The sequence below is a fragment of the Corynebacterium sp. HMSC076C10 genome, assembly GCF_001812455.1.
GTDB classification, from domain to species: Bacteria; Actinomycetota; Actinomycetes; order Mycobacteriales; family Mycobacteriaceae; genus Corynebacterium; species Corynebacterium jeikeium_D.
Genome location: NZ_KV809090.1, coordinates 89026 through 109866, shown reverse-complemented (window position 1 = coordinate 109866; position 20841 = coordinate 89026). Strand labels below are relative to the sequence as shown.

At 58.7% G+C, this 20841-nt stretch carries 18 protein-coding genes; 7 read left to right on the top strand and 11 right to left on the bottom strand.

Translation table 11 applies throughout. From position 1 onward, the window contains the following. Positions 1-483 precede the first annotated feature (483 nt). The 3 genes from rlmB to HMPREF2857_RS01525 all read right to left on the bottom strand — a co-directional run bounded on the left by rlmB (position 484) and on the right by HMPREF2857_RS01525 (position 3585). Positions 484-1428, bottom strand: coding sequence for a 23S rRNA (guanosine(2251)-2'-O)-methyltransferase RlmB (rlmB, locus tag HMPREF2857_RS01535; protein ID WP_069358976.1), 945 nt, complete (start codon positions 1426-1428; stop codon positions 484-486). A 38-nt stretch (positions 1429-1466) separates the two neighbouring features. Next, a complete protein-coding gene (cysS, locus tag HMPREF2857_RS01530; protein WP_049194066.1) occupies positions 1467-2870 on the bottom strand; it encodes a cysteine--tRNA ligase in 1404 nt (467 codons plus the stop codon). Between the two features lie 139 nt (positions 2871-3009). After that, positions 3010-3585, bottom strand: coding sequence for a CarD family transcriptional regulator (locus tag HMPREF2857_RS01525; RefSeq protein WP_005510159.1), 576 nt, complete (start codon positions 3583-3585; stop codon positions 3010-3012). A 154-nt stretch (positions 3586-3739) separates the two neighbouring features. On the opposite strand from HMPREF2857_RS01525, the gene HMPREF2857_RS01520 reads away from it, so the two are divergent. Further along, on the top strand, positions 3740-4426 hold the full coding sequence (locus tag HMPREF2857_RS01520) for a hypothetical protein (RefSeq protein WP_070642349.1): 687 nt from the start codon (positions 3740-3742) through the stop codon (positions 4424-4426). 293 nt (positions 4427-4719) lie between these two features. Continuing rightward, complete coding sequence (radA, locus tag HMPREF2857_RS01515; protein ID WP_070642346.1) at positions 4720-6279, top strand: DNA repair protein RadA; 1560 nt, start codon at positions 4720-4722, stop codon at positions 6277-6279. On the opposite strand, the gene HMPREF2857_RS01510 is transcribed toward radA, so the two are convergent. Both HMPREF2857_RS01510 and HMPREF2857_RS01505 read right to left on the bottom strand, forming a co-directional pair. Next, a complete protein-coding gene (locus HMPREF2857_RS01510) occupies positions 6276-6995 on the bottom strand; it encodes a hypothetical protein (RefSeq protein WP_070642344.1) in 720 nt (239 codons plus the stop codon). The two genes, radA and HMPREF2857_RS01510, sit on opposite strands and share 4 nt — an antisense overlap. Positions 6996-6999: 4 nt before the next feature. Next, positions 7000-7632, bottom strand: a complete 633-nt coding sequence (locus HMPREF2857_RS01505; RefSeq protein ID WP_070601110.1) for a carbonic anhydrase — start codon at positions 7630-7632, stop codon at positions 7000-7002. A gap of 29 nt (positions 7633-7661) precedes the next feature. On the opposite strand from HMPREF2857_RS01505, the gene HMPREF2857_RS01500 reads away from it, so the two are divergent. Continuing rightward, entirely contained in the window at positions 7662-8594 is a 933-nt protein-coding gene (locus tag HMPREF2857_RS01500) for an HhH-GPD family protein (protein ID WP_070642341.1), read from the top strand. Between the two features lie 137 nt (positions 8595-8731). Next, positions 8732-9919, top strand: a complete 1188-nt coding sequence (locus HMPREF2857_RS01495) for a lipase family protein (RefSeq protein WP_070642339.1) — start codon at positions 8732-8734, stop codon at positions 9917-9919. Positions 9920-9958: 39 nt separating this feature from the next. Here the strand turns inward: HMPREF2857_RS01495 and HMPREF2857_RS11170 are convergent, their stop codons facing one another. Both HMPREF2857_RS11170 and HMPREF2857_RS01490 read right to left on the bottom strand, forming a co-directional pair. Continuing rightward, positions 9959-10135 (bottom strand): hypothetical protein, encoded by a 177-nt coding sequence (locus HMPREF2857_RS11170; protein ID WP_005510144.1) that lies wholly within the window; start codon positions 10133-10135, stop codon positions 9959-9961. A 333-nt stretch (positions 10136-10468) separates the two neighbouring features. Continuing rightward, positions 10469-11302, bottom strand: coding sequence for a DUF1266 domain-containing protein (locus HMPREF2857_RS01490; protein WP_016421456.1), 834 nt, complete (start codon positions 11300-11302; stop codon positions 10469-10471). Between the two features lie 130 nt (positions 11303-11432). Here HMPREF2857_RS01490 and HMPREF2857_RS01485 point away from each other — a divergent pair, with 130 nt between their 5' ends. Continuing rightward, complete coding sequence (locus HMPREF2857_RS01485; protein WP_042388222.1) at positions 11433-11996, top strand: hypothetical protein; 564 nt, start codon at positions 11433-11435, stop codon at positions 11994-11996. 257 nt (positions 11997-12253) lie between these two features. Then, positions 12254-12838, top strand: a complete 585-nt coding sequence (locus HMPREF2857_RS01480; protein WP_231367153.1) for a hypothetical protein — start codon at positions 12254-12256, stop codon at positions 12836-12838. 123 nt (positions 12839-12961) lie between these two features. On the opposite strand, the gene HMPREF2857_RS01475 is transcribed toward HMPREF2857_RS01480, so the two are convergent. Together HMPREF2857_RS01475 and HMPREF2857_RS01470 are read right to left on the bottom strand one after the other, a co-directional pair. Then, positions 12962-15679, bottom strand: coding sequence for an ATP-dependent Clp protease ATP-binding subunit (locus HMPREF2857_RS01475; protein ID WP_070642336.1), 2718 nt, complete (start codon positions 15677-15679; stop codon positions 12962-12964). 159 nt (positions 15680-15838) lie between these two features. Beyond that, positions 15839-16069, bottom strand: coding sequence for a hypothetical protein (locus HMPREF2857_RS01470; protein ID WP_210384766.1), 231 nt, complete (start codon positions 16067-16069; stop codon positions 15839-15841). A 423-nt stretch (positions 16070-16492) separates the two neighbouring features. Here HMPREF2857_RS01470 and HMPREF2857_RS01465 point away from each other — a divergent pair, with 423 nt between their 5' ends. Continuing rightward, positions 16493-18211, top strand: coding sequence for an AMP-binding protein (locus HMPREF2857_RS01465; protein WP_016421472.1), 1719 nt, complete (start codon positions 16493-16495; stop codon positions 18209-18211). A gap of 112 nt (positions 18212-18323) precedes the next feature. Here the strand turns inward: HMPREF2857_RS01465 and HMPREF2857_RS11235 are convergent, their stop codons facing one another. Both HMPREF2857_RS11235 and HMPREF2857_RS01455 read right to left on the bottom strand, forming a co-directional pair. Continuing rightward, complete coding sequence (locus HMPREF2857_RS11235; RefSeq protein ID WP_070604885.1) at positions 18324-19151, bottom strand: hypothetical protein; 828 nt, start codon at positions 19149-19151, stop codon at positions 18324-18326. A 149-nt stretch (positions 19152-19300) separates the two neighbouring features. After that, positions 19301-20758 carry a purple acid phosphatase family protein gene (locus HMPREF2857_RS01455; protein WP_048731772.1) on the bottom strand — a complete coding sequence of 486 codons (1458 nt, stop codon included), beginning with the start codon at positions 20756-20758 and terminating at the stop codon, positions 19301-19303. Positions 20759-20841 lie beyond the last annotated feature (83 nt).

Genomic DNA, 20841 nt, shown 5'->3' with positions numbered 1-20841 from the left:
AGAAGGTGCGCACCTTCCCTCTCGCCACCGAGGGGCTGCCCGTATTTTTGCTGGATTCTCTAAAAGCAGACTCCAATACCCCCAGCTCTTTTTAAGACTGCGAGACTGCCGAAATGGGTTGACCCGGCAGACAGAAAAACTAACGCTGAGGATGTCGTGGTCTGACATCTCAGTGACCCAAAGCTAGCTGTACAAGCCACCGCTAGGTCCGTGCGCTTCCCTAAACTACGGCCAATTACGCCCCTATTTCTAGGAGCATGATTTGCCCGCCCTCCCCTTCGGGAAACTACGGATAATTTTCTGTTGGAAGTGATAATAACGCTGTTATTTCTGCAGCGCACGCCGGAAATAGAATTATCTTTAATGCGCTGAACTACTGGGGGTAGCCATAAGTACCAGTCGCAATTTAGAACCCAAAATACCCCACGTAAACGCCATTACTATAACGAATTGATAATGGCGCCTACGGGGGTATCAAATGCGCTACTGACTACTCTTTGCCCGGCGCTGGCGGGCAAACTCACTCAGAGTCACACCGGCAGCAACGGAAGCATTGAGCGACTCCACCCAACCGGTCATCGGAATGGACATGATGGTGTCACAGGTATCGCGCACCAGGCGCGAAAGCCCCTTACCCTCGGAGCCGACGACCACAACCACCGGTGTGGTGCCGTCGTAAGTATCCAGAGTGTGGTCGCCACCAGCATCCAGCCCAACAACCTGGTAGCCAGCCTTCTGGAACTGCTTGAGCGAACGCACCATATTGGTCGCCCGCGCAACTGGCAGACGCGCAGCAGTACCAGCCGAAGTACGCCAGGCCACGCCCGTAATGGCGGCCGAGCGACGCTCCGGAATCACCACACCGTGACCGCCAAAGGCCGCCACCGAGCGAATGACCGCACCCAGGTTACGAGGGTCGGTGATGTTATCCAGGCAGACGATAAGACCCGGCTCCCCGGTCTTGGCCACCGAATCAATCAGATCTTCGACCGACGAGTACTTGTACGGCGGAATCTGCAGGCCGATGCCCTGGTGCATGGTGTTGCCGGTCATGGTGTCCAGCTCGTGGCGGGGCACCTCGCGAATCGGGATACCACGGGAGTTGGCAATACGCACTGACTCCTGCAGGCGCTCGTCATTGTCGGTGCCCAACGCCACAATCAGCGCTGCCGCTGGTACCTTCGCATGCAGGCACTCCACGACCGGGTTACGGCCAACTACCAGCTCAGAGCCATCTCCCTTGCGCTCATGACGCCCAGAGTCACGGCGGCGCTTCTCATTCGCCCGCTTATGAGCTGCGTGATAAACGCGGTCCTCTGCCTTCGGGGTCGGTCCCTTGCCACGCAGGCCCCGCTTCTGGCCACCGGAGCCGCCAACATTCTTCTTGCTTGCCTTGCGCACTGCGCCACGACGACCGTTGCCTGCCATAGCTACCTGCTTCCTGTTGTTAATAGTTTTCTTTAGCTTTAGTCAGCGACAGACCATGCCGGACCATCCGCGGTATCAGTTACCTCGATACCCGCTTCCTTCAGACGATCGCGCACAGCATCAGCCGTAGCCCAGTCCTTCTCTGCACGAGCCCGGGTGCGTTCCTCCAACTGGTGCTCAACCAGCACACCGAGCGCATGCATTGCTGCATCAGAACTGGAATCGGAGGTTGCCCACTGCTCATTCAGCGGATCGAACCCAAGGACTGCGGCCATAGCGCGGACAGCACCGGCAATCTCCTTGGCCTTGGTCTCGTCGCCGTCGGCAAGCGCCTGATTACCTCCACGAACAGCGTTGTGGATTTCCGCGAGCGCGCGTGGGACGGCGAGGTCATCGTCGAGCGCTGCTTCGAACGCCGGCGTCCACTCACCGATTTCGATATCGCCGAGCTTATCGACGGCACGGTGCATAAACGCCTCGATACGACGGTAGCCCGCTGCCGCTTCCTGCAGAGCCTCCTCGGAGTACTCCAGCACGGAGCGGTAGTGCGCACTACCGAGGTAGTAACGCAGCTCAACCGGACGAACCATGGTCAGGATATGCGGCACGGACAACACGTTGCCGAGCGACTTCGACATTTTTTCGCCGGCCATTGTGACCCAGTGGTTGTGCATCCAGTAGCGGGCAAAGCCGTCGCCGGCTGCGTGCGACTGCGCAATCTCGTTTTCATGATGTGGGAACTGCAGGTCGAGACCACCGCAGTGGATGTCGAACTCCGAGCCCAAGTAGTAGGTGGCCATGGCGGAGCACTCCAGGTGCCAGCCCGGACGGCCATTGCCCCACGGCGTCGGCCACGAGGGCTCGCCCGGCTTGGCAGCCTTCCACAGTGCGAAATCGTGCGCACCGCGCTTGCCCGGAGTATTGGTCTCGCCCTGCTCCATCTCGTCGACGCGGTTGCCGGACAGGCTGCCGTAGTCGCTGCCTTCAGCCTTGGACCAGGCATCCACGTCGAAATAGACGCTGCCATCGACAGCGTAGGCGAAGCCGTTATCCATCAGACGCTGCATGTACTCCACCATCTGAGTGACATGCCCGGTAGCGCGCGGCTCAACGCTCGGCGGGAGAACACCGAGCTGGTTGTAAGCCCAGGTAAATTCACGTTCAAAGCGGGAGACCCATTCCCACCAAGGGCGGCCGTGCTCGGCGGCCTTGTTCAAAATCTTGTCATCGATATCGGTAACGTTGCGCACAAAGGCGACGTCATACCCCTTGGCGATCAGCCAACGGCGCAAGATATCAAAGGCCACGCCGGAGCGAACATGGCCAATGTGCGGCTGAGCCTGCGGGGTCGCACCGCACAGGTAAATGGAGGCATGCCCCTCCCGGAGAGGCTCAAAATCCTTCAGTTGGCGCGTTGCGGTATCGAAGATTTGAAAAGTCACAGCCCCGAGCATAGCGGGGAAATAGATACGGGTGAAAAAGAGAAAACGGCTAGCGCACACGGGCAATGTATGTGCGCTAGCCGTTAACCGGAAAAGTGCAGAAAATCCCTACTGGAAGGAACCGAGGAAGGGAAACGACTTATGCGTCTGCGTCCAGGTCCACCGGCTTATCGTCGGCCTCGTCCTTCTTCTCACCCGCGGCACCTTCCTGTGCCAGCGCGCGGTGACGCTCGATAGTGGCATCGACGCGGGCAAAAACTTCCTCGACCTTGGCTTCATCAACGCCGTCGGCAAGCGCGAGCTCACCGACGAGAACCTGGCGAGCCTTGCTCAACATACGCTTTTCGCCGGCGGACAGACCGCGATCCTGATCGCGGCGCCACAGGTCACGAACTACCTCGGCGACCTTGTTAATGTCGCCCGAACCCAGGCGCTCCTGGTTGGCCTTGTAGCGACGGGACCAGTTGCCGGCCTCTTCTACGTCGGTCTCACGCAGAACGGAGAAGACCTTCAGCAAACCCTCTTCACCGACAACATCGCGGACACCGACCAGCTCGGCATTCTTGGCGGGCACCTGGATATTCAGATCACTCTGCAGAATCTGCAGTACGAGGTACTGAACGGTCTCACCGTTAAGCTCTCGTTCAATGATGTTTTCGATTTTCGCAGCTCCGTGGTGCGGATAAACTACGGTATCGCCAATGCTGAATTCCATGTAATGCACACGCCCTTTCCAACGGCCTTCCACCCTATCATGTCCCCCCATGATTTTACGGGTAGTATGAGAACATCTTAGGAAGACACTAAGGTGTTCTTTAAATACTGAAAATCCTATCGCCCATCCTCAAGCTACTGGAGGAAATCTAGTCATGGCCTTCAAGTCCGTACTTCGCCGCAGCGCCCTCATCACCGTCTCCGCAGCATCCGCAGTTGCACTTGCTGCTTGTGGCGCCGGTCAGATTTCGCAGACCGCAAATCAGCACCCGGCTGTCGACGGTGCGATGAACGGCGGCGAAGACGCTGCCGGCAAGGGTGCTGAGAACACCAACTCGGCTCTTGGCTTCGTCAACATCCGCGACGCTCACATCTTGGTTGACCCGGAGGCTGGTACCGCTGGCCTGAAGTTCTCCGCCAGCAACCAGCAGCGCGCTACCGAGTCGATCTACAAGCTGAAGTCCGTCACCGTTGAAGGTATCGGCGAGGTTGAGCTGAAGAAGGTCGCTGAGACACCTTCCTTCGCTAAGGCTGCAAAGGGCGAGGACTCCCTGCCGCGTGAGTGCCAGATTGTTGCCGGCCCGAAGTCCGTCATCGATCCGCTGGCTAAGACCGCCAAGGACAACACCGGCTGCATCGCGTACTACACCAACGAGCTGGACCCAGCCACCCTGGTTGGCGACAAGAGCAGCGCTGCTGGCCAGAACCGCGAGGCCACCTTCGAGTTCACCGACCCGCAGGGCCAGACCAACACCTACGACCTGGACATCACCATCTCCGCTGACATTCTGGAAGCTGGCGCACCGAACCGCGGTGCTGACGGCATGATTGAATCCAAGTAATCGCAGCACAGTGGTGTTCCTGCGCTGTTCGCGCGCAGCGCACTTTTAGGCGCTGGTACAGCGCAGTCCTGTCCCGCAAATAACGCGAGGCGCTTCATCGAGCGGGCATGGGCGATTGGTCGCTTGATACGGGTCACGGCAGTACAGTCATCCTTGACACAAGTCATTGACACTGCCCTGGCCCGCTCTCGCGTATCTGGGGTAAATTTTCTCGCGACATTCACCGCAGACCGCACAACACACGTTGTGGAGTCTGTCGTGTCCCCCTCTCTTGAAGCAAAGGTGGTTGCACCGTGGCCAAGACCAAAGACGAAGCCTACGAATGCTCAGCATGCGGCTGGCAGGTGTCGAAATGGGTCGGCCAATGTCCCAACTGCAAAGAGTGGGGCACGCTAGAGAAGGTCACTATCCGCTCCAGCGGTGGGAAGTCCGCCTCCACGCTGGAGGACAAAATTGCCGCACGGGCAGCCAAGCAACGTCGCCGTAGCGCTGCCGCAACGGAGCCCGGCGCGCGGGGTGGTCGTCGTAAAGCATCTTCCACTTCCGTCGCGGCTGAAAGCCAGCGTCTAGCACAGCGCGCGCTTGACGACGAGGCGGAGGAACGTTTCCTCGCCGAGACTTCCGCAACAGATCGAATCCCCACTTCATCTTCCGAGTTGACCGCGATTACGGGGATTTCCGCCAAGGCTGCGCACGCGGTGCGCACGGGCATCGGTGAGCTGGATCGAGTGCTCGGTTCCGGTATTGTGCCGGGTTCGTTGGTGCTCTTGGCAGGCGAACCGGGGGTTGGTAAGTCGACACTGCTACTTGAAGTGGCCTACCGCTGCGCGGACGGCAATTTGGGGCCGACGCTTTACGTCACCGGCGAGGAATCGGTCGGTCAGGTGCGGCTGCGTGCCGAGCGCACTGGCGCACTGTCGGACTCGCTGTACCTGTCGGCAGTGTCGAATATCGAGGACGTCATCGATCTGACGCTGGAGCTCTCCCCCGGTCTGCTCATTGTGGACTCTGTGCAGACGATGCGTGCCGACGTCGAAGGTGCTCGCGGTGGCGTTGCTCAGGCCCGCGCCGTAACCTCCGCCCTGGCGGCGTTGGCGAAGGAGACCGGGACTGCGATTTTCTTGGTAGGGCACGTGACCAAGGACGGCAATGTGGCCGGCCCGCGCACGATGGAGCACCTGGTTGATGTGGTGCTCAACTTCGAAGGCGATAGGCACTCGGGGCTACGCTTCTTGCGGGGTCTGAAAAACCGCTTCGGCAGCACCGATGAGGTGGGCTGCTTCGAGCAGACCGCGGGCGGTATTGCGGAAGTTGAGGATCCCTCGGGGCTGTTTTTGCATCACCGAACGCCGACCTCGGGAACTGCAATTACCGTGGCTATGGATGGCCGCAGACCGCTGCTGGCGGAGGTGCAGGGTCTGGTAATCAACACTGAGGCACATAATCCACGACGCAATGTCTCTGGTCTCGACCCGAGGCGCGTGCCGATGGTCGCGGCCGTGCTGACTGAACACGGTAACTTCAAGCAGTTGGCCCGCATGGAGATGTACGTGTCCACCGTCGGCGGAATGACGCTGTCGGAGCCTGCCGCGGACCTGGCGATTGCGCTGGCACTGGCCTCATCCATGACTAAGCGGACCTTCCAGGACAAAACCATTGCACTCGGCGAACTGGGGTTGGCCGGCGAAGTGCGGCGAGTGACCGATTTGGAGTGGCGCCTTAAAGAAGCTCATCGAATGGGCTTCGACACGGCAATTGTGCCCAGAGGCGCAAAAGGCCCGGCAGGGATGCGGCTGCTGGAAGCAGGCACCGTTGCCGAGGCCATTGAGCTTGGGTTAGGAGCTAAGCGCTAGCGCATGTTGAACGTGTAGGCGTCAGAGTTGTTGTCACCAATCACGCCGTAGAAGATGTACGACCCGGAGGGAACTGGGACCCGGTCTTCTTCGGAGCACTTGTTCGGCGCCGAGGTCAGACGCGACCAGGTGGCGGCATAGTTGACTTCCTCGCCCGGTGCCAATACCAGTTCACCGTGGCCTTCGGATTCATTACAGTCCACATCCGACCAGACTCGCTCATACGTTGCCAGGTCGTACACCTCGAAGCGCAACTGCTGCTCATCGAGGTTCACGCGGCATTCACCGCCGGTGGGGTTGTGGACGGTGATCGCCAGAGTCGGCTGCTCATCGCCGTAGTTCGGCTGATCCGAGGTGGCTGTCACCTGCAGGTCTGCAAGGCTACAGTCCTTTTTGTTCGCAAGCGCCGCCTGAGCGTCATCCTTCGCGGAGTCTTCGCCTTCCTTGCCGCCCTTCTTGGCGTCCTTGTCAGACTTGTCAGACTTGTCGTTCTTCGAGTCCTTGTCAGACTTAGGCGCGTAAGGTTCCTTAGGCTGTTCCGGAGGGGTCACCTCTTTCCCGTCATCCCTGGTGACATTCACCGGTTCAGAATCCTCGCTGTCCCTGTTTACCAGTGCGGAAATACCCCAGCCCAGGAGAACGAGGATGATAACGAGCAACACCGCCGCGGCGATACGCCGACGCCGGTAGATTTCTGGAGGCAGCTTATTGGTCACACATTTAGGTTAGCGGGTTCTCACTGACTCCATGGGTAACGACGGTCTCAGCGCGTCCGTCCTCCAAGCGGTACCGCATACCGACAACGCCTACCTCGCCGGTCTCCAGTCGCGACGAAATCTCCGGGGAGCGATCAATAATGTGATTAACAATCTCGCGCACGTGGCGACGCTCAAATTCGTCGATTTCAGTCTCGCCATCCTTGCGAGCCGCAAGCAACGACGGGGTGACCTTCTCAATCAGCACACGCTGGAAACCACCCGGCAGTTCGCCACCATCCAGTGCATTCTTCGCCGCAGCCACAGCGCCGCAGGACTCGTGACCGAGAACAATCACCAGCGAAACTCCAAGACCATCAACTGCGAACTCCAGCGAAGCCAGCACCGACAGGTCAGTAATCTCACCGGCGGTACGGATCACAAATACATCGCCCAAACCCTGATCGAAAATGATCTCCACCGGAGCGCGGGAATCCGAGCAAGCCAGCACAACGGCCTTCGGCTTCTGCCCCTGCGTCAGCTGCTTACGACGAACCAAGTCCTGGCGAGGATGCGCCGTCTTGCTCTCGCAGAAGCGGAGGTTTCCGCGCACCATCGATTGCCATACACTCTCAGGAGTCCTCTCAGAATTGCTCATAGTTATATTGTGCAACGACTCCGCTGTTTATGGGAAAGCGAGAATGTAGATTGACCTCTGCAATTAACCAATCCGACGACTTCGACGAACACGTCGATGCCGCCTTACGCGATTGGTATCGCGCCAATATGCGGCCACTTCCCTGGCGTGAAAAAGGCACTTCACCATGGGCTGTGCTCGTCAGCGAAGTGATGAGTCAACAGACTCCCGTCGCCCGGGTAATCCCCTCGTGGCGCGCCTGGCTGGAAAAATGGCCCACCCCAGCCGATTTGGCAGTCGCACCCAAGGATGAAGTCCTGCGTATGTGGGGAAAACTCGGCTATCCCCGACGTGCACTCCGGCTGCGTGAATGCGCAGAAAAGATCGTCGAAAGGCACGACGGCGAAGTGCCGAGTGACGTGGACACGCTGTTAGCCCTTCCGGGGGTAGGAGACTACACCGCTCGGGCGGTAGCGGCGTTTGCTTTTGGCGCGCGCACGCCGGTGGTGGACATCAACGTGCGCCGCGTACTCCGGCGACACCGCCAGGGCACGTACCTTCCCGGCATCGCCAAACGCGCCGACATGGCGCTCGTCGAAGAGTTGCTACCGCTCGACCCCACGACTGCAGCCGAGACTTCCGTCGCGCTCATGGAACTCGGCGCTACCGTCTGCCGAACGACACCCGAGTGCGAGGCCTGCCCCATCGCCACCAGTTGCGCCTGGATCGCCGCCGGTCGCCCCGAACCCGAAGACCACGAAATCGCCGCTGCTAAACGGCGTGTGCAGAAGTTCGAAGGCACCGACCGCCAAGTCCGGGGCTTGCTTCTCGACGTGCTCCGCGCCGCCGACTCCCCCGTCGAACAGGCCGCTCTCGATGCGGTCTGGGATGATGCACATCAGCGTTCCCGCGCACTGTTTTCCCTGCTTGACGACGGACTTGCAGAGCAAACTCCCGATGGCCGCTTCCAGTTGCCCCGTTAAAGCCGAGGCAATGCTCCGGTAAAGACCAGATTCGAACAAGTGCGTTGCCTAGAATTAGGAGCATGAATGCCTCGCTCCATCGATCTCAGCGCCAACGCTGTCTCTTTGGGGCTAGTAAGCGCAGAATTGCGCTGAGCATGGTGCTCGGAATTTCTCTGATTGGCGCTAGCGCGGGTGTGCTCAGTGGTTGCTCAGCGGTCGATGGGCTAGGTTCGATTGACTTCGGCTCCTCAGATTCTGACTCTTCTACGGTGAAGCGATTGCCTCCGGGGCAGGTAATTACGCAGACGCCATTCCCGGTCAATGCGCCCGCACGCGCACAGCGGGTCGTGTTTTCCTCCACAGGTGCACGCGACCACCGCCAAACAGCGGTATCTGGTACCGTACTGCAGCCCTATGCCCGCTGGTCGGAGAAGTCCCCACGGCCGCTGGCGGTGATTGCGCCGGGGACTCTCGGGATGGGCGATAACTGCGCCAGTTCGGTTGCGCTGCGCTACGAAGCACCTCCGACGCCTCCGGCACCTCAGCTGCTGGCACAGGGATGGAATGTTGCCATCGTGGATTACCAGGGGCTCGGCACGCCCGGGGTACATCCGTACCTCAACCGTGAGGTTGCCGGGAATAACACGCTCGATATGGCACGAGCGACTATTGAAGCTTTACAACTACCTGCAGATACTCCCATTGCGCTCTTCGGCTACTCACAGGGCGGAGGCGCCACCGCTGCAGCCGCCGAGCTAGCCGATGAGTACGCCTCGGAGCTGAACATCCGCGCTGTCTACGCCGGGGCTATTCCGGCCGATCTCACCGACACTGCGCTTCATATTCGCGGCTCGGCGCTGGCGGGACTCGTCGGTTACTTCATGAACGGCTTGATTGCAGAGTACCCAGAGTCCAAAGAACCAATCGAGCGCATGCTCAGCCCACTGGGGCAGGACTTCCTGAAGCTCACCGCCGATGAATGCATTGGCGCCACTGTCGAACGTTGGCCTCGCAATGACACCAAGGCATTTACTGCCAATGACTTGGGGATAGCGGAGAATCTGCGCTCGCCCGAGCTCTCCCCCGTCGTTCGACGCCACGTGGACGAGCAGGCTCTGGGCACAAAGACTCCCAGTATGCCCGTGTTCGTTACCCATAATGCATTGGATGATGTGTTACCCGTGACGTCGGCACGCGAGCTTGTGCAGAAGTGGCAAAAGGCCGGCGCCGACATCACCTACGTGGAGGTCGATACTGACCTCGGTGATGGGACGCACGGCCTTGCCTACGTGCTCACCCACGAAGAGATGCTTGCGTGGGTGAATCAGAAAATGGGGTACTAGCGGCGACAACCGCCGCTTTCCTCCATCTAGCAAGTACAGCTACTTTTTCTTCCAGCGACCACGGAAGGTCAAGCCCTTGCCCAGTCGGACGGTGTAACCGCCACGGCTGTTAATGGTCACCGGACCGATACGCTTCGAACCAGAGACTCCCGAACCCGAGTAGTTCAGCCACGTGTCCTTGTCCAGGTTCTGCTTCTTGCGAAATTGGATCCCCATTTAGTTCTCTCCCTCGGAGTTATCAGATTCGGTCTCTGCCTCGGCAGTGGCCTGATCGACAGTAGCTTTGATGTCGCCAGATCCAAACGCTCAGGATACCGTCAGCACTGCCGAGAACGCCCGTCATCTTCCTCAGAATCGGCCAAGGCACCGCTCATCGGCATCAACGTTACCGACCTTGCCTCATATTGGTGAAGGTAACTTCGCCTTGCAGATGTCCTTGAACTCGCCGTCCCTGCGCCATAGATGCCTCAATCCGTTATTTGTGACCGCCCCTAGTGAGCTCATGAAACCGGCCACCGCCACAGCGCGCCGAACAATGACGACAGCTAGTTAGTGCAAACCGCCCAGGGATGCGAATGGCTCCTCGGCCTGGATGTCGTGCAAGGGCACGCGCACCCAAGGCGAATCACTGTGTGCGAGCAGCTCGGTGAGCCGTTGCGATTGATCCTTCATCGCAGCGGTGACGTCGGGCTCACCATCACTCGCCCAGATCATTCGACCCCACCAGAAACTTGCGGCTACGTCAGCCCACGACACGAAGTAGCGCTGCAGCGCCGCCACGGCCTTGTCTGAAATCTGAAGGAACTCTTCTGGAGAGATCCACCCCAGCTCCGTTGCCGCGCCACCAACGCTGTGAACACGGATTATGTCCCATGCGCGAGTAGTGGCGGGCAGTGCCGGGGCCGCTGCTTTGGCAAAGCCCTCCGAGCGCAACATCCGTACAAGGTAACGGAACTTATGTTCTGCACCACGCGGATCCACGCCTTGGACAACAAAGAAGTCTTTCAGAAACTCGATTCGCTCCTCCATCTCTGCCTCGAGCTCGTTCTCAGAGATGTCCTTCACTGCATATGCGAGCGGTAAAAGCAGGTCATTTTCCACGTGCTGGCCACCTTCGAGCAGAGCATCAATAACCTGATACGCTTCCTGTGCACCAGTGACCCCCCAGTTTTGCTCGAGAGATGTTTTGTAGTACTTGGCCGCCCTTGCGTTGATGGCCTCAACCCCTAGCGGGGTCGCAAACGCCTTATTGCTCTTGTACACCATTCCCCAAGAGTGGCGGCGCACCTCATCTTTGCTCGGCGCCGGTTCCGGCCATGGGAACTTTGTAAGGCGGTAGATCCAAGTATCATCAAACTTTGCTGGCGTGAACGTTGAGCTCATACCCACAGAACGTACCGAGGTTTCGGGGTTGAGTCAGCGTTACTTCACACACCACCCCACACCTGGGGTGAGTTATGTCATAGCACTGAACGGCAGGCGCGGTTTTTATTGTGTTGCTAGTCTCGTGTGCATGACAGGACCCCAAATTGCATTGACCGACCGGCCAGATCTCGGTGCCGCACTTGAACGTACCGGTAATTCCGGGATTGTGCGCACTGCCGCCGTCGCTGTTGTAGAAGGTCTTGGTGTCGACGAGATTGTGCTCGAGGCCGCCGCCACGAAAGCAAGTGGGGTGGATGGTGCCGCGTTTGTCACCAACCGCAGGATCCTCGTGACCGCCGATAAGAAGGATCCATCCCATTTTGAGTTCCTTGAACTTGACAACCTGGGCAACGTCACAGTTCTGCCTTACAAGGGCGGCTGGGCCGTCGTGGCCCAGCTCTACAACACATATAAAGTGTGGAGCGGTTTCACAGAAAAGGCTGCGAAACGTGTGCAATTTGCCGCCCAGTGGGCTCTGACCGCAGGCCGAGAGGCACGAACTGAGGCCTCGCGTGCAGTGTCGTCAACTGAGCTGTTTGAGCGATGGAAAGAAAACAAGCACCGTCTCAATCGCAATAGCTTGGAAGAGTTTGCAGAGTCGATGCGCTCCCTGTACTCCGACATTGATTCACGGTGGTGGACTGAAAAATGATTCGACTTGCATACCCGGGTTCGCCCGACCGCTTAAATGGGCCAGAAGACACATCACACATCGAGCAAAACCTGGCTATTGCGCAAAATGGCTATCGCCATTACATCAAGCATGGTTCGTTACTAGAAACTGGAGCGTCTCCAGCAAATACGACGGCCGCCTCAAGGTCGAACGCCAGCGCGGGCACGACAGGTGCCCAGACCAGCGGCGCATCGAAAGGTCTCAGTGTAAAGAAGCAGCTATTACTCCTTCCCTTAGTGATAGCGGGCATCGTGGTGCTAGCGATTGCCTACGTTGCAGCTAAAGACGCGCTCTTTAGTGACAAGTCAGACGAGTCCGCTGCTCCCGCACAGTCCGCCGCTGAAGCACCTGCCGATCCCGGCGCTTCCAACGGTGGCGCTACCGGTGCCACTGGTGGGGATACCGCTGGCGGCCTCACCCCTGCCGACCACGCACCCGAACCGATTGCTAGTTTCGTGCGGGCCTGCACAGACTATGAAGTGGTGTTTAGCTACTATGGTGCGGATAGCGCCCCTGCCCCACAGGCAATGGGTACCAACTGTTCCGTGGATACTACGAAGGCACCCGACGTTGGTTACGTAGTCTTCACCGATGACCCTGCCGCCACCGCCGCCGTTCGTGACGGCAAGCCCGTCTTGGATGCCGTTGAGATTCCGGCAGAATCAACGCGCGGTTCCACATTCAAGGCGCAGAGAGTGGAGTCCCTCATCACAGTTGCGGAAATCCTCCCAGAGGACCAGGGAATCGTTGAGTACATGATCAAAAATGATGACCCCGAAGTGGCAAAGAAAGCATTGGTCGACCTCGGCGTGGCCAAGTAGAACTACAACTATCCGCGCTTTTAGGAAAGACCGCATATAGACACACTGCCGCCCCAGTTCCTCCCATAATGGAGTCGGAACTGGGGCGGCAGTGTTCGTTGGTACTGCTAGCGGCTAAACCTCTTAGAGCGGCTGGCCAGCACCCGCACCAGCCGGTGGCGGGTTGTGGCCGTCGTTATCGGAGTCGACCTCTGCCTCGGCAGCGGCTTGGTCAGCAGCACCTTCGATGTCGTCGGCTTCAACGCTCAGGGTGCCGTCAGCATTTCCGAGAACGTCCTTGTCTTCCTCGGAGTCAGCCAGAGCACCGCCGTCGGCATCAACGTTACCGGCCTTGCCCTTGTTGGTGAAGGTGAACTTCGCCTTGTCGACGTCCTTGGACTCGCCATCCCAGCCTTCGACATCGATGAAGACGGTCTCGCCGAGACCAACCTCACCGTAGAGAATCTTCTCGGAGAGCTGATCCTCAATCTCGCGCTGGATCGTGCGACGCAGCGGACGGGCACCGAGCACTGGATCAAAGCCACGCTTGGCCAGCAGGTTCTTGGCGCGGTCGGAAATCTCCATGGTGATGCGCTTCTCGTCGAGCTGGTCGCTGACGCGGGCCAGCATGAGGTCGACCATCTGGACAATCTCAGCCTGGCTCAGCTGCTTGAAGACCACAATCTCGTCGATACGGTTCAGGAACTCCGGACGGAAGTGCTTCTTCAGCTCGTCGTGGACCTTGTCCTTCATCCGCTCGTACTTGCCATCTTCATCGGCCTCGCCGACACCCGAGAAGCCCATACCAACAGCCTTGGAAATGTCGCTGGTACCCAGGTTCGAGGTGAAGATCAGAACCGTGTTCTTGAAGTCCACCACTCGACCCTGCGAGTCAGTCAGACGACCGTCTTCCAGGACCTGCAGCAAGGTGTTGTAAATCTCCTTGTGGGCCTTCTCAATCTCGTCGAAAAGCACGACGGAGAACGGCTTGCGGCGCACCTTCTCGGTGAGCTGGCCGCCCTCTTCGTAGCCGACGTATCCGGGAGGAGCACCGAAGAGACGAGAAGCAGTGAAGCGGTCGTGGAACTCACCCATATCAATCTGAATGAGTGCGTCTTCCTCACCAAAGAGGAACTCGGCCAGAGCCTTCGACAGCTCGGTCTTACCAACACCGGACGGACCAGCGAAGATGAACGAACCGGACGGACGCTTCGGGTCCTTCAGGCCAGCACGGGTACGACGAATAGCGCGGGAGACAGCACTGACAGCCTCTTCCTGACCGATGATGCGCTTGTGCAGCTCATCCTCCATGCGCAGCAGACGCGAGGACTCTTCCTCGGTGAGCTTGAACACCGGAATGCCAGTCCAGGAAGCCAGGACCTCCGCAATCTGCTCCTCACCAATCTCAGCGATGGTGTCGGACTCGCCCGCACGCCACTTCTTCTCGCGCTCGCGGCGCTCTTCGCCCAGCTTGCGCTCCTTGTCGCGCAGACCAGCGGCCTTCTCAAAGTCCTGCTCGTCGATGGCGGCTTCCTTCTGGCGACGCACATCGGCAATCTTGGAGTCAATCTCCTGCAGGTCAGCCGGGGCAGTCATGCGCTTGATGCGCATACGAGCACCGGCCTCATCGATCAGGTCAACAGCCTTATCCGGAAGGAAGCGGTCGTTGATGTAGCGATCCGAGAGGGTAGCTGCGGCAACCAGTGCCTTATCCGAGATGGAGACACGGTGGTGAGCCTCGTACTTATCGCGGACACCGCGCAGAATCTCGATAGTGAGATCCACGCCCGGCTCCGGCACGTTCACCGGCTGGAAACGACGCTCAAGAGCGGCGTCCTTCTCGATGTGCTTACGGTACTCATCCAAAGTGGTAGCACCGATGGTCTGCAGCTCACCGCGAGCCAGCTTCGGCTTCAGAATCGAGGCCGCGTCAATTGCGCCCTCTGCAGCACCGGCACCGACCAGCGTGTGAATCTCGTCAATAAACAGGATGATGTCACCGCGCTGGTTAATCTCCTTGAGCACCTTCTTCAGACGCTCCTCGAAGTCACCGCGGTAACGGGAGCCCGCAACCAGCGAGCCCAGGTCGAGGGAGTAAAGCTGCTTATCCCTCAGCGTCTCCGGCACACGGCCGTTGACAATGTCCAGTGCAAGACCCTCCACGACGGCGGTCTTACCAACACCAGGCTCACCAATCAGCACAGGGTTGTTCTTGGTACGGCGAGAAAGGACCTGCATAATGCGCTCGATTTCCTTCTCGCGGCCAATAACCGGATCCAGCTTGCCCTCGCGCGCAGCCACGGTCAGGTTCCGACCAAACTGATCGAGCACCAGCGAACCGGACTGGTGGTTGCCTTCCTGCACACGAGCGCCGGAGGTGGCGCCGACCGGACGCTGCTCCGGAGAACCATCGGACTCATCGCCCTGGAAACCGCTGAGCAGCTGAATAACCTGCTGACGTACGCGCGGCAGGTCAGCGCCGAGCTTAACCAGGACCTGAGCGGCAACGCCCTCGCCCTCGCGAATCAGGCCGAGCAGCAGGTGCTCAGTACCGATGTACTTGTGACCCAGCTGCAGAGCCTCGCGCAGAGAGTACTCCAGCACCTTCTTTGCACGCGGGGTAAACGGCACGTGGCCGCTCGGCGGCTGCGAGCCACGACCAATAATGTCGACCACCTCAGAGCGCACAGCGTCCAGGGAAATACCCATGGACTCCAGCGCCTTGGCAGCCACACCGTCGCCTTCACTAATCAGGCCGAGCAGGATGTGCTCCGTGCCGATGTAATTGTGATTGAGCTCGCGTGCCTCATCCTGTGCCAGGACGACAACGCGACGTGCTCGGTCCGTAAACCTCTCGAACATCACTGCCCTTTCAAGTGTCTATTTTTGCCGTAATTCAATAAAGGTTGTTTCACCTAGCTTAAACGCGACGCGACACAGATTAATCCCTATAGCCGTACGCCAGTAGCGAACAGACTGGTCAAAAGAGGTACAACGGCGGTTTCATCCTGGAACGGACACCTAGTTGTTCACGCGGTCGTCGTGGCCGTCATCTTGGTCGTCGTCATCCCGGTCGTCGTCATCATCGTCGTGGTCATCATCATGATCGTCGTCATCGCGATCATTGCGATTGTCGTCCACGCTCTCGGTCGAAGTCACCGTAGTGGTCTCGACAGGTGCCGGATCGACGTCATCGCTATCGCCACATGCTGCAAGACCGAAAGCCGCACCGGTTGCGGCTGCTCCGACCACGGCAACTCGGGCTGCCGAAATGCGTAGGAAAGTTTGACTCTTGAGAGTGGACTTTCATGGGTTCCCCTAGGACATATCGAATGGCTTCACCCTCCGCTACGGCGACGAGGGCGAAGTTGAATTGGAACATCTCTCAAGAACTTTTTCTAGAGAAATTACCTCAAAACGGAGCCTCTAAGTGCGGCGACAACATCGCTCGAGATAAAAAAGCCCCACACCTTTGAACGTATTCCCTAGTCACGCAACATATCTTCACAATCATTCGTTTCTGATAAAAAAATTTTGCAAAAAGCTACACAAAAGTGACCTAGGACACTTATTCTTACTGTAAAAGAAACTAAATCGGCGGTCCTACCGATGAGGTTTCGCCTGATTAGGCCTCTCCGAAGACCACAGGACATGAACCACGGAAGATGAGTGACTATGACATCTGATCCACAGACCTCGATTCTCAATAAGGTGCGCAAAGCTTCGCGAGCTACCTCGGACCTCGTTCTCGGTCTCGCACCGGTGACGCAAGCTGGTGTCCTCGGCTCGATGGGACCCGGCGCGGCTGGTAAGGCATTAAATTCCATCTACCGCTGGGACTTCCTGCCAGCTGGTCTCCTCGGCATCGCAGCCGGCCGCGATCCGCACCACACCGCGATTATTGATGACGGCGGCTCGCTGACCTACGAGGAGCTGCACGAGCGCTCCACTGCCCTGGCGCGGGCACTCCGCCACGGCGATATTCAGCAGCGCAACCGCATCGGTGTGCTGGCTCGCAATCACCGCGGTTTCATTATGGCTCTGTGCGCCCACGGTCGCCTCGGCACCGACCTGGTGCTGCTCAATACTGGCGCCGCTGCCGAGCAGACTCTAGCTGTAATTCGCGAGCAGAAGATTGACTTCCTGTTCATTGATGAGGAATTCACTCACATGCTGCCGGAGGACTTCGATGAATGCCCGGTCGCAGTGTCGTGGTTTGAAAACTACGGTGATACCTCCTGTGTTCGCGAGGGCTGGACCTCCATGCAGGAGATGCTGAAGACTGCACCGCCGGCAAAGTGGCCGACCGCCGAGCTGCCAAGCCGCCCGCGCCGTGGCCGCGTTATTATTCTGACTTCCGGAACCACCGGCACTCCAAAGGGTGCCAAGCGTCCGGAGCCGCGCAGCTGGATGCCGGCATCTTCCATCATGAGTCGAATTCCGCTGCGTCAGCGCCGCCCGGCTTACCTTGCGGCTCCGCTGTTCCACACTTGGGGCTTCGCAACCGCACAGCTGTGCATCGCACTGCGTTCCACCATGATTATGCGCCGCAAGTTCGATCCAGCCGACAGCCTCCGCATTATCGAACAGCACTCTCCGCACACCATCTTCCTGGTGCCGACCATGCTGCAGCGCATGATTGAGATTCTCCCAGACAACTACGACATCGGCGCGACATCACTGAAGGTCATCGCATCCTGTGGTTCGGCCATTCCGGAGGGAATTGTCACCAAGACCCTCGAGCGCTTCGGACCGGTTCTCTACAACCAGTACGGCTCCACCGAGGTCAGCTGGGCAACCATTGCTACCCCGGATGAGCTCAAGGCAAATCCGACCACGGCAGGTCGCGCACCGCTGGGCACTCGTGTCCAGATTCTCGACGAAGACGGCAACCGCGTCGCCGACGGCGAGACCGGTCGTATCTTCGTGGGCAACAACATGCTATACGAGGGCTACACCCGCCCGGGTGCGGACAAGCAGGTCATCGACGGCATGGTCTGCACCGGTGACCTGGGTCGAATGGAAAACGGCCTGCTCTACATCTCCGGTCGCGAGGACGACATGATTGTCTCCGGCGGTGAGAACGTCTTCCCACGTCAGACCGAAGATGCACTCAGCCAGCTCGAGGGTATCCGCGAGTGCGCAGTCGCAGGTGTTCCGGATGAGCGCTTCGGTCAGGCTCTGGTCGCCTGGGTTGTCCGCGACGATTCACCTGAGGGCCGCGCCCTGACCAATGAACAGATTCGCACATACGTCAAGCAGCGCCTCAGCCGCTTCGCTGTTCCGCGCGAGACCGTGTTCCTCGATGAACTGCCACGCAACGCAGTCGGCAAGGTGGTTCCTCGCCACCTGCCGAAGCCGTGGGAGAATGCCGCCGAGGAGAAGGCTGCTTAGGGCGCAGGGACCGTCGTAAAGCGAGCGGCAGACACGAAAAGGACGCGGTAGAAACTTCCATTGTGGAAGTTACCGCGTCCTTTTTGCGTGTCCTAGAAAGAACCAGTGCTGATTAGCCTGCGTTCAAAACACCGTAGTCCGTGACGGGTTCACGGAAAATTTCTTCGCCGTCCTGGGTCACGGTTACCGCATTTGGAGTGACGGTATACGTGTAGCCACCATTCTTTGCGACAGCACGGTTCCCGGAGAAACTATCTACTGTGTATGCATCCGGACTATCCGAAATCTCACCGAAGTCACCGATGTAATGGCGCTGCTGGCGGTTATTGGAATTCTCGCAAATCACGGCCTTACCCGACGACGTCTCCGCCAGCACACGCGCGTAATACCCACCCGAGCAGCGAGCGGTACTGCCAACCCAACCTTTGGCGTCGATATCATCGCGATCCATACCGAACGCGCGGAGACCAAAATTTCCCCTCTGCGTAGTGGTAGGAGCGCTGCTCTCCGGCTGCTTCGTCGTTTCTGGCTCGACGGTCTGGGTATAGGTTTCCGTGTGCGTCTCCACCGGCGCCGGGGACGCAGTGCTTGACGACGAGTCCCCTGCCGCAACCGTATCGGGAGACTGCGGGGAATTATCGGAGGAATTATTCAGGTAGTACGCGCCACCGATACCGGCGACCGCTGCAAGTGCGACACCGACGATGCCCAAGACCACGTACAGACCGTTGTTGCTCTTCTGCTCAGGTGCCGGAGCCTGCTGATAAGCCGGATACTGCTGGGGGTAACCGCCCTGGTTCGGCCCCTGCGTTTGGTACTGGTACTGAGGCTGGTACTGGCCCTGGGCCCCGCCCTGCGGCTGCTCCCAGGCAGATGTTGCATAACCGTCCTGCTCCCAATCCTGCGGGGAGGACGAACGCGGGTTGTACTGGTCGGTCATCGCTAAATTCCTTATTACTTCAGAGCCACACTTGTGCTCGGCCAATAACGTGGCGGCTTGCGACTACGCCCACAGCGGAACTTGCCACTACGTATTTTCCATTAACACTATGCGTTGCCCAGCGTACCCTGCTTGAAGCTAGCACTAGCTCAGAGCGGCACTTTGTTCTTGAAGAAATTGACGTAGTTCCGATCGGAGATCTTTCCCAGCATAAACTCTGGCTCCAACCCGAACATCGACCAACGAGTCTTCGTGGACCAGGACAGAGACTGAGGTGTCGTAGTGCGGTGGTAGCTAATTTGGTAACCGTCAGTGTGAACTCGGATCTGCGTGTATCCACCCGGATAGCCGAGTGCCGCGCCCCGCTCACAGAAGTCCGTATCCCCGTAGTCAGCGATACCACGGCGGCTGCGGTGCGTATGACCAGCGAACACGCCTTTGGCACCCGGCGTGGCGGCCAGAATCTCCTGGAAAATCTTGGCCTGCTGCGCCTCGACCATGAATGCCTCACCACCGAAATGCGAACGCACCGCATCCTGAGTAAACGGGTGATGCGCAAACAAAATTGTCGGACGCTCTGGATCGTCTGCGAGTTCGGCACGCAATGCACGCATCTGACGCTCATTAATACGTCCACCTGCATAACCAAACTCGGCGGTATCAACACCGATGAGGCGCACTTCGCCGACGCGAGTCGACCAGTGCTGCTGCGTCGGCACAAGACGCTGGCTGAAGTAATCCGGAACCGCGGTCTTGCCCTTGCGGATTCCGCGTCCACGGAAACCATTGATATTGGGTAGCCCGGGCGGGTGCACATCGTGATTACCACGGGTGACAAACCAGTTTTTCCCAAACTCACCGAAAGTATCCAAAACCCTGATGAGTTCGTCATACTCCTCAGGGCGGTTGCTATCCGTGCAATCGCCATTGATGACGAGAGTGTCTAACCCGGCAGCCTTTACCGTGTCCACCAGACCCTGCAATTGCATAGAGGCAAAAGGCTGCTCTCCCGGACCGGAGGAAAGACCGAGGTTGCCAATGCGAATGCCGTCATGATTGGGCTTACCAATGTGTGTGTCATTCGTCAGCGCGAACGTCGCCAAATGTGCACCCTCCAGCGCTGGCAGAGTGCTTACGACGCCTGTCTTCTCCGGTGCCGTTTTGCTCATGGTGATATTCAGCGACGGAACCGCGCGACAGTTGTGTGACCAGCACTCAAAGCGATACTCCCGTCCCGGCTCCAACCCGTCAATGACCACATGGTGGTAGCCCGACTCTGAGTACCCCTCGTGCACGAGCTCTAACTGCGTTGAATCCGCAGGACCAAGCAGCACCCGCTCATCCGAAGGAACGGTCGGCTTAATGAAGCCATACGCTGTCTGCACTCCCGGAGCATATGTTGCCCATGTAAATGCCACTGACGTGTCTGTGACAGTGATGACCTCCAAGTCGCTAGCCAGTACCTGCCACGACTTGGAATCCGACTGGGTAAGCCCCAGACCCGACGTGACGTACTCCAGGCCGTACGCTCCCGAGGTTTTCGCGACGGCCATTGAACTTGCAGCAAGAGTTGCAACAGATAGGTAGGCCCGGCGGGAAATGCTCATGTCCAATAAGCCTAGAACCTAAAGATGAAAATTAGATGAACTCTCCCTCTAATCTCAGAAAAATAGGAACGCAACGACAAGAG

Coding starts and splice junctions, on each gene's coding strand:
- HMPREF2857_RS01495 (WP_070642339.1), top strand. CDS start 8,732: ATGGTGCTCGGAATTTCTCTGATTGGCGCTAGCGCGGGTGTGCTCAGT.
- HMPREF2857_RS01455 (WP_048731772.1), bottom strand. CDS start 20,758: ATGAGCATTTCCCGCCGGGCCTACCTATCTGTTGCAACTCTTGCTGCA.
- HMPREF2857_RS11235 (WP_070604885.1), bottom strand. CDS start 19,151: ATGACCGACCAGTACAACCCGCGTTCGTCCTCCCCGCAGGATTGGGAG.
- HMPREF2857_RS01475 (WP_070642336.1), bottom strand. CDS start 15,679: ATGTTCGAGAGGTTTACGGACCGAGCACGTCGCGTTGTCGTCCTGGCA.
- HMPREF2857_RS01490 (WP_016421456.1), bottom strand. CDS start 11,302: ATGAGCTCAACGTTCACGCCAGCAAAGTTTGATGATACTTGGATCTAC.
- HMPREF2857_RS01505 (WP_070601110.1), bottom strand. CDS start 7,632: ATGAGCAATTCTGAGAGGACTCCTGAGAGTGTATGGCAATCGATGGTG.
- HMPREF2857_RS01500 (WP_070642341.1), top strand. CDS start 7,662: ATGGGAAAGCGAGAATGTAGATTGACCTCTGCAATTAACCAATCCGAC.
- HMPREF2857_RS01520 (WP_070642349.1), top strand. CDS start 3,740: ATGGCCTTCAAGTCCGTACTTCGCCGCAGCGCCCTCATCACCGTCTCC.
- HMPREF2857_RS11170 (WP_005510144.1), bottom strand. CDS start 10,135: ATGGGGATCCAATTTCGCAAGAAGCAGAACCTGGACAAGGACACGTGG.
- HMPREF2857_RS01465 (WP_016421472.1), top strand. CDS start 16,493: ATGACATCTGATCCACAGACCTCGATTCTCAATAAGGTGCGCAAAGCT.
- HMPREF2857_RS01525 (WP_005510159.1), bottom strand. CDS start 3,585: ATGGAATTCAGCATTGGCGATACCGTAGTTTATCCGCACCACGGAGCT.
- rlmB (WP_069358976.1), bottom strand. CDS start 1,428: ATGGCAGGCAACGGTCGTCGTGGCGCAGTGCGCAAGGCAAGCAAGAAG.
- HMPREF2857_RS01485 (WP_042388222.1), top strand. CDS start 11,433: ATGACAGGACCCCAAATTGCATTGACCGACCGGCCAGATCTCGGTGCC.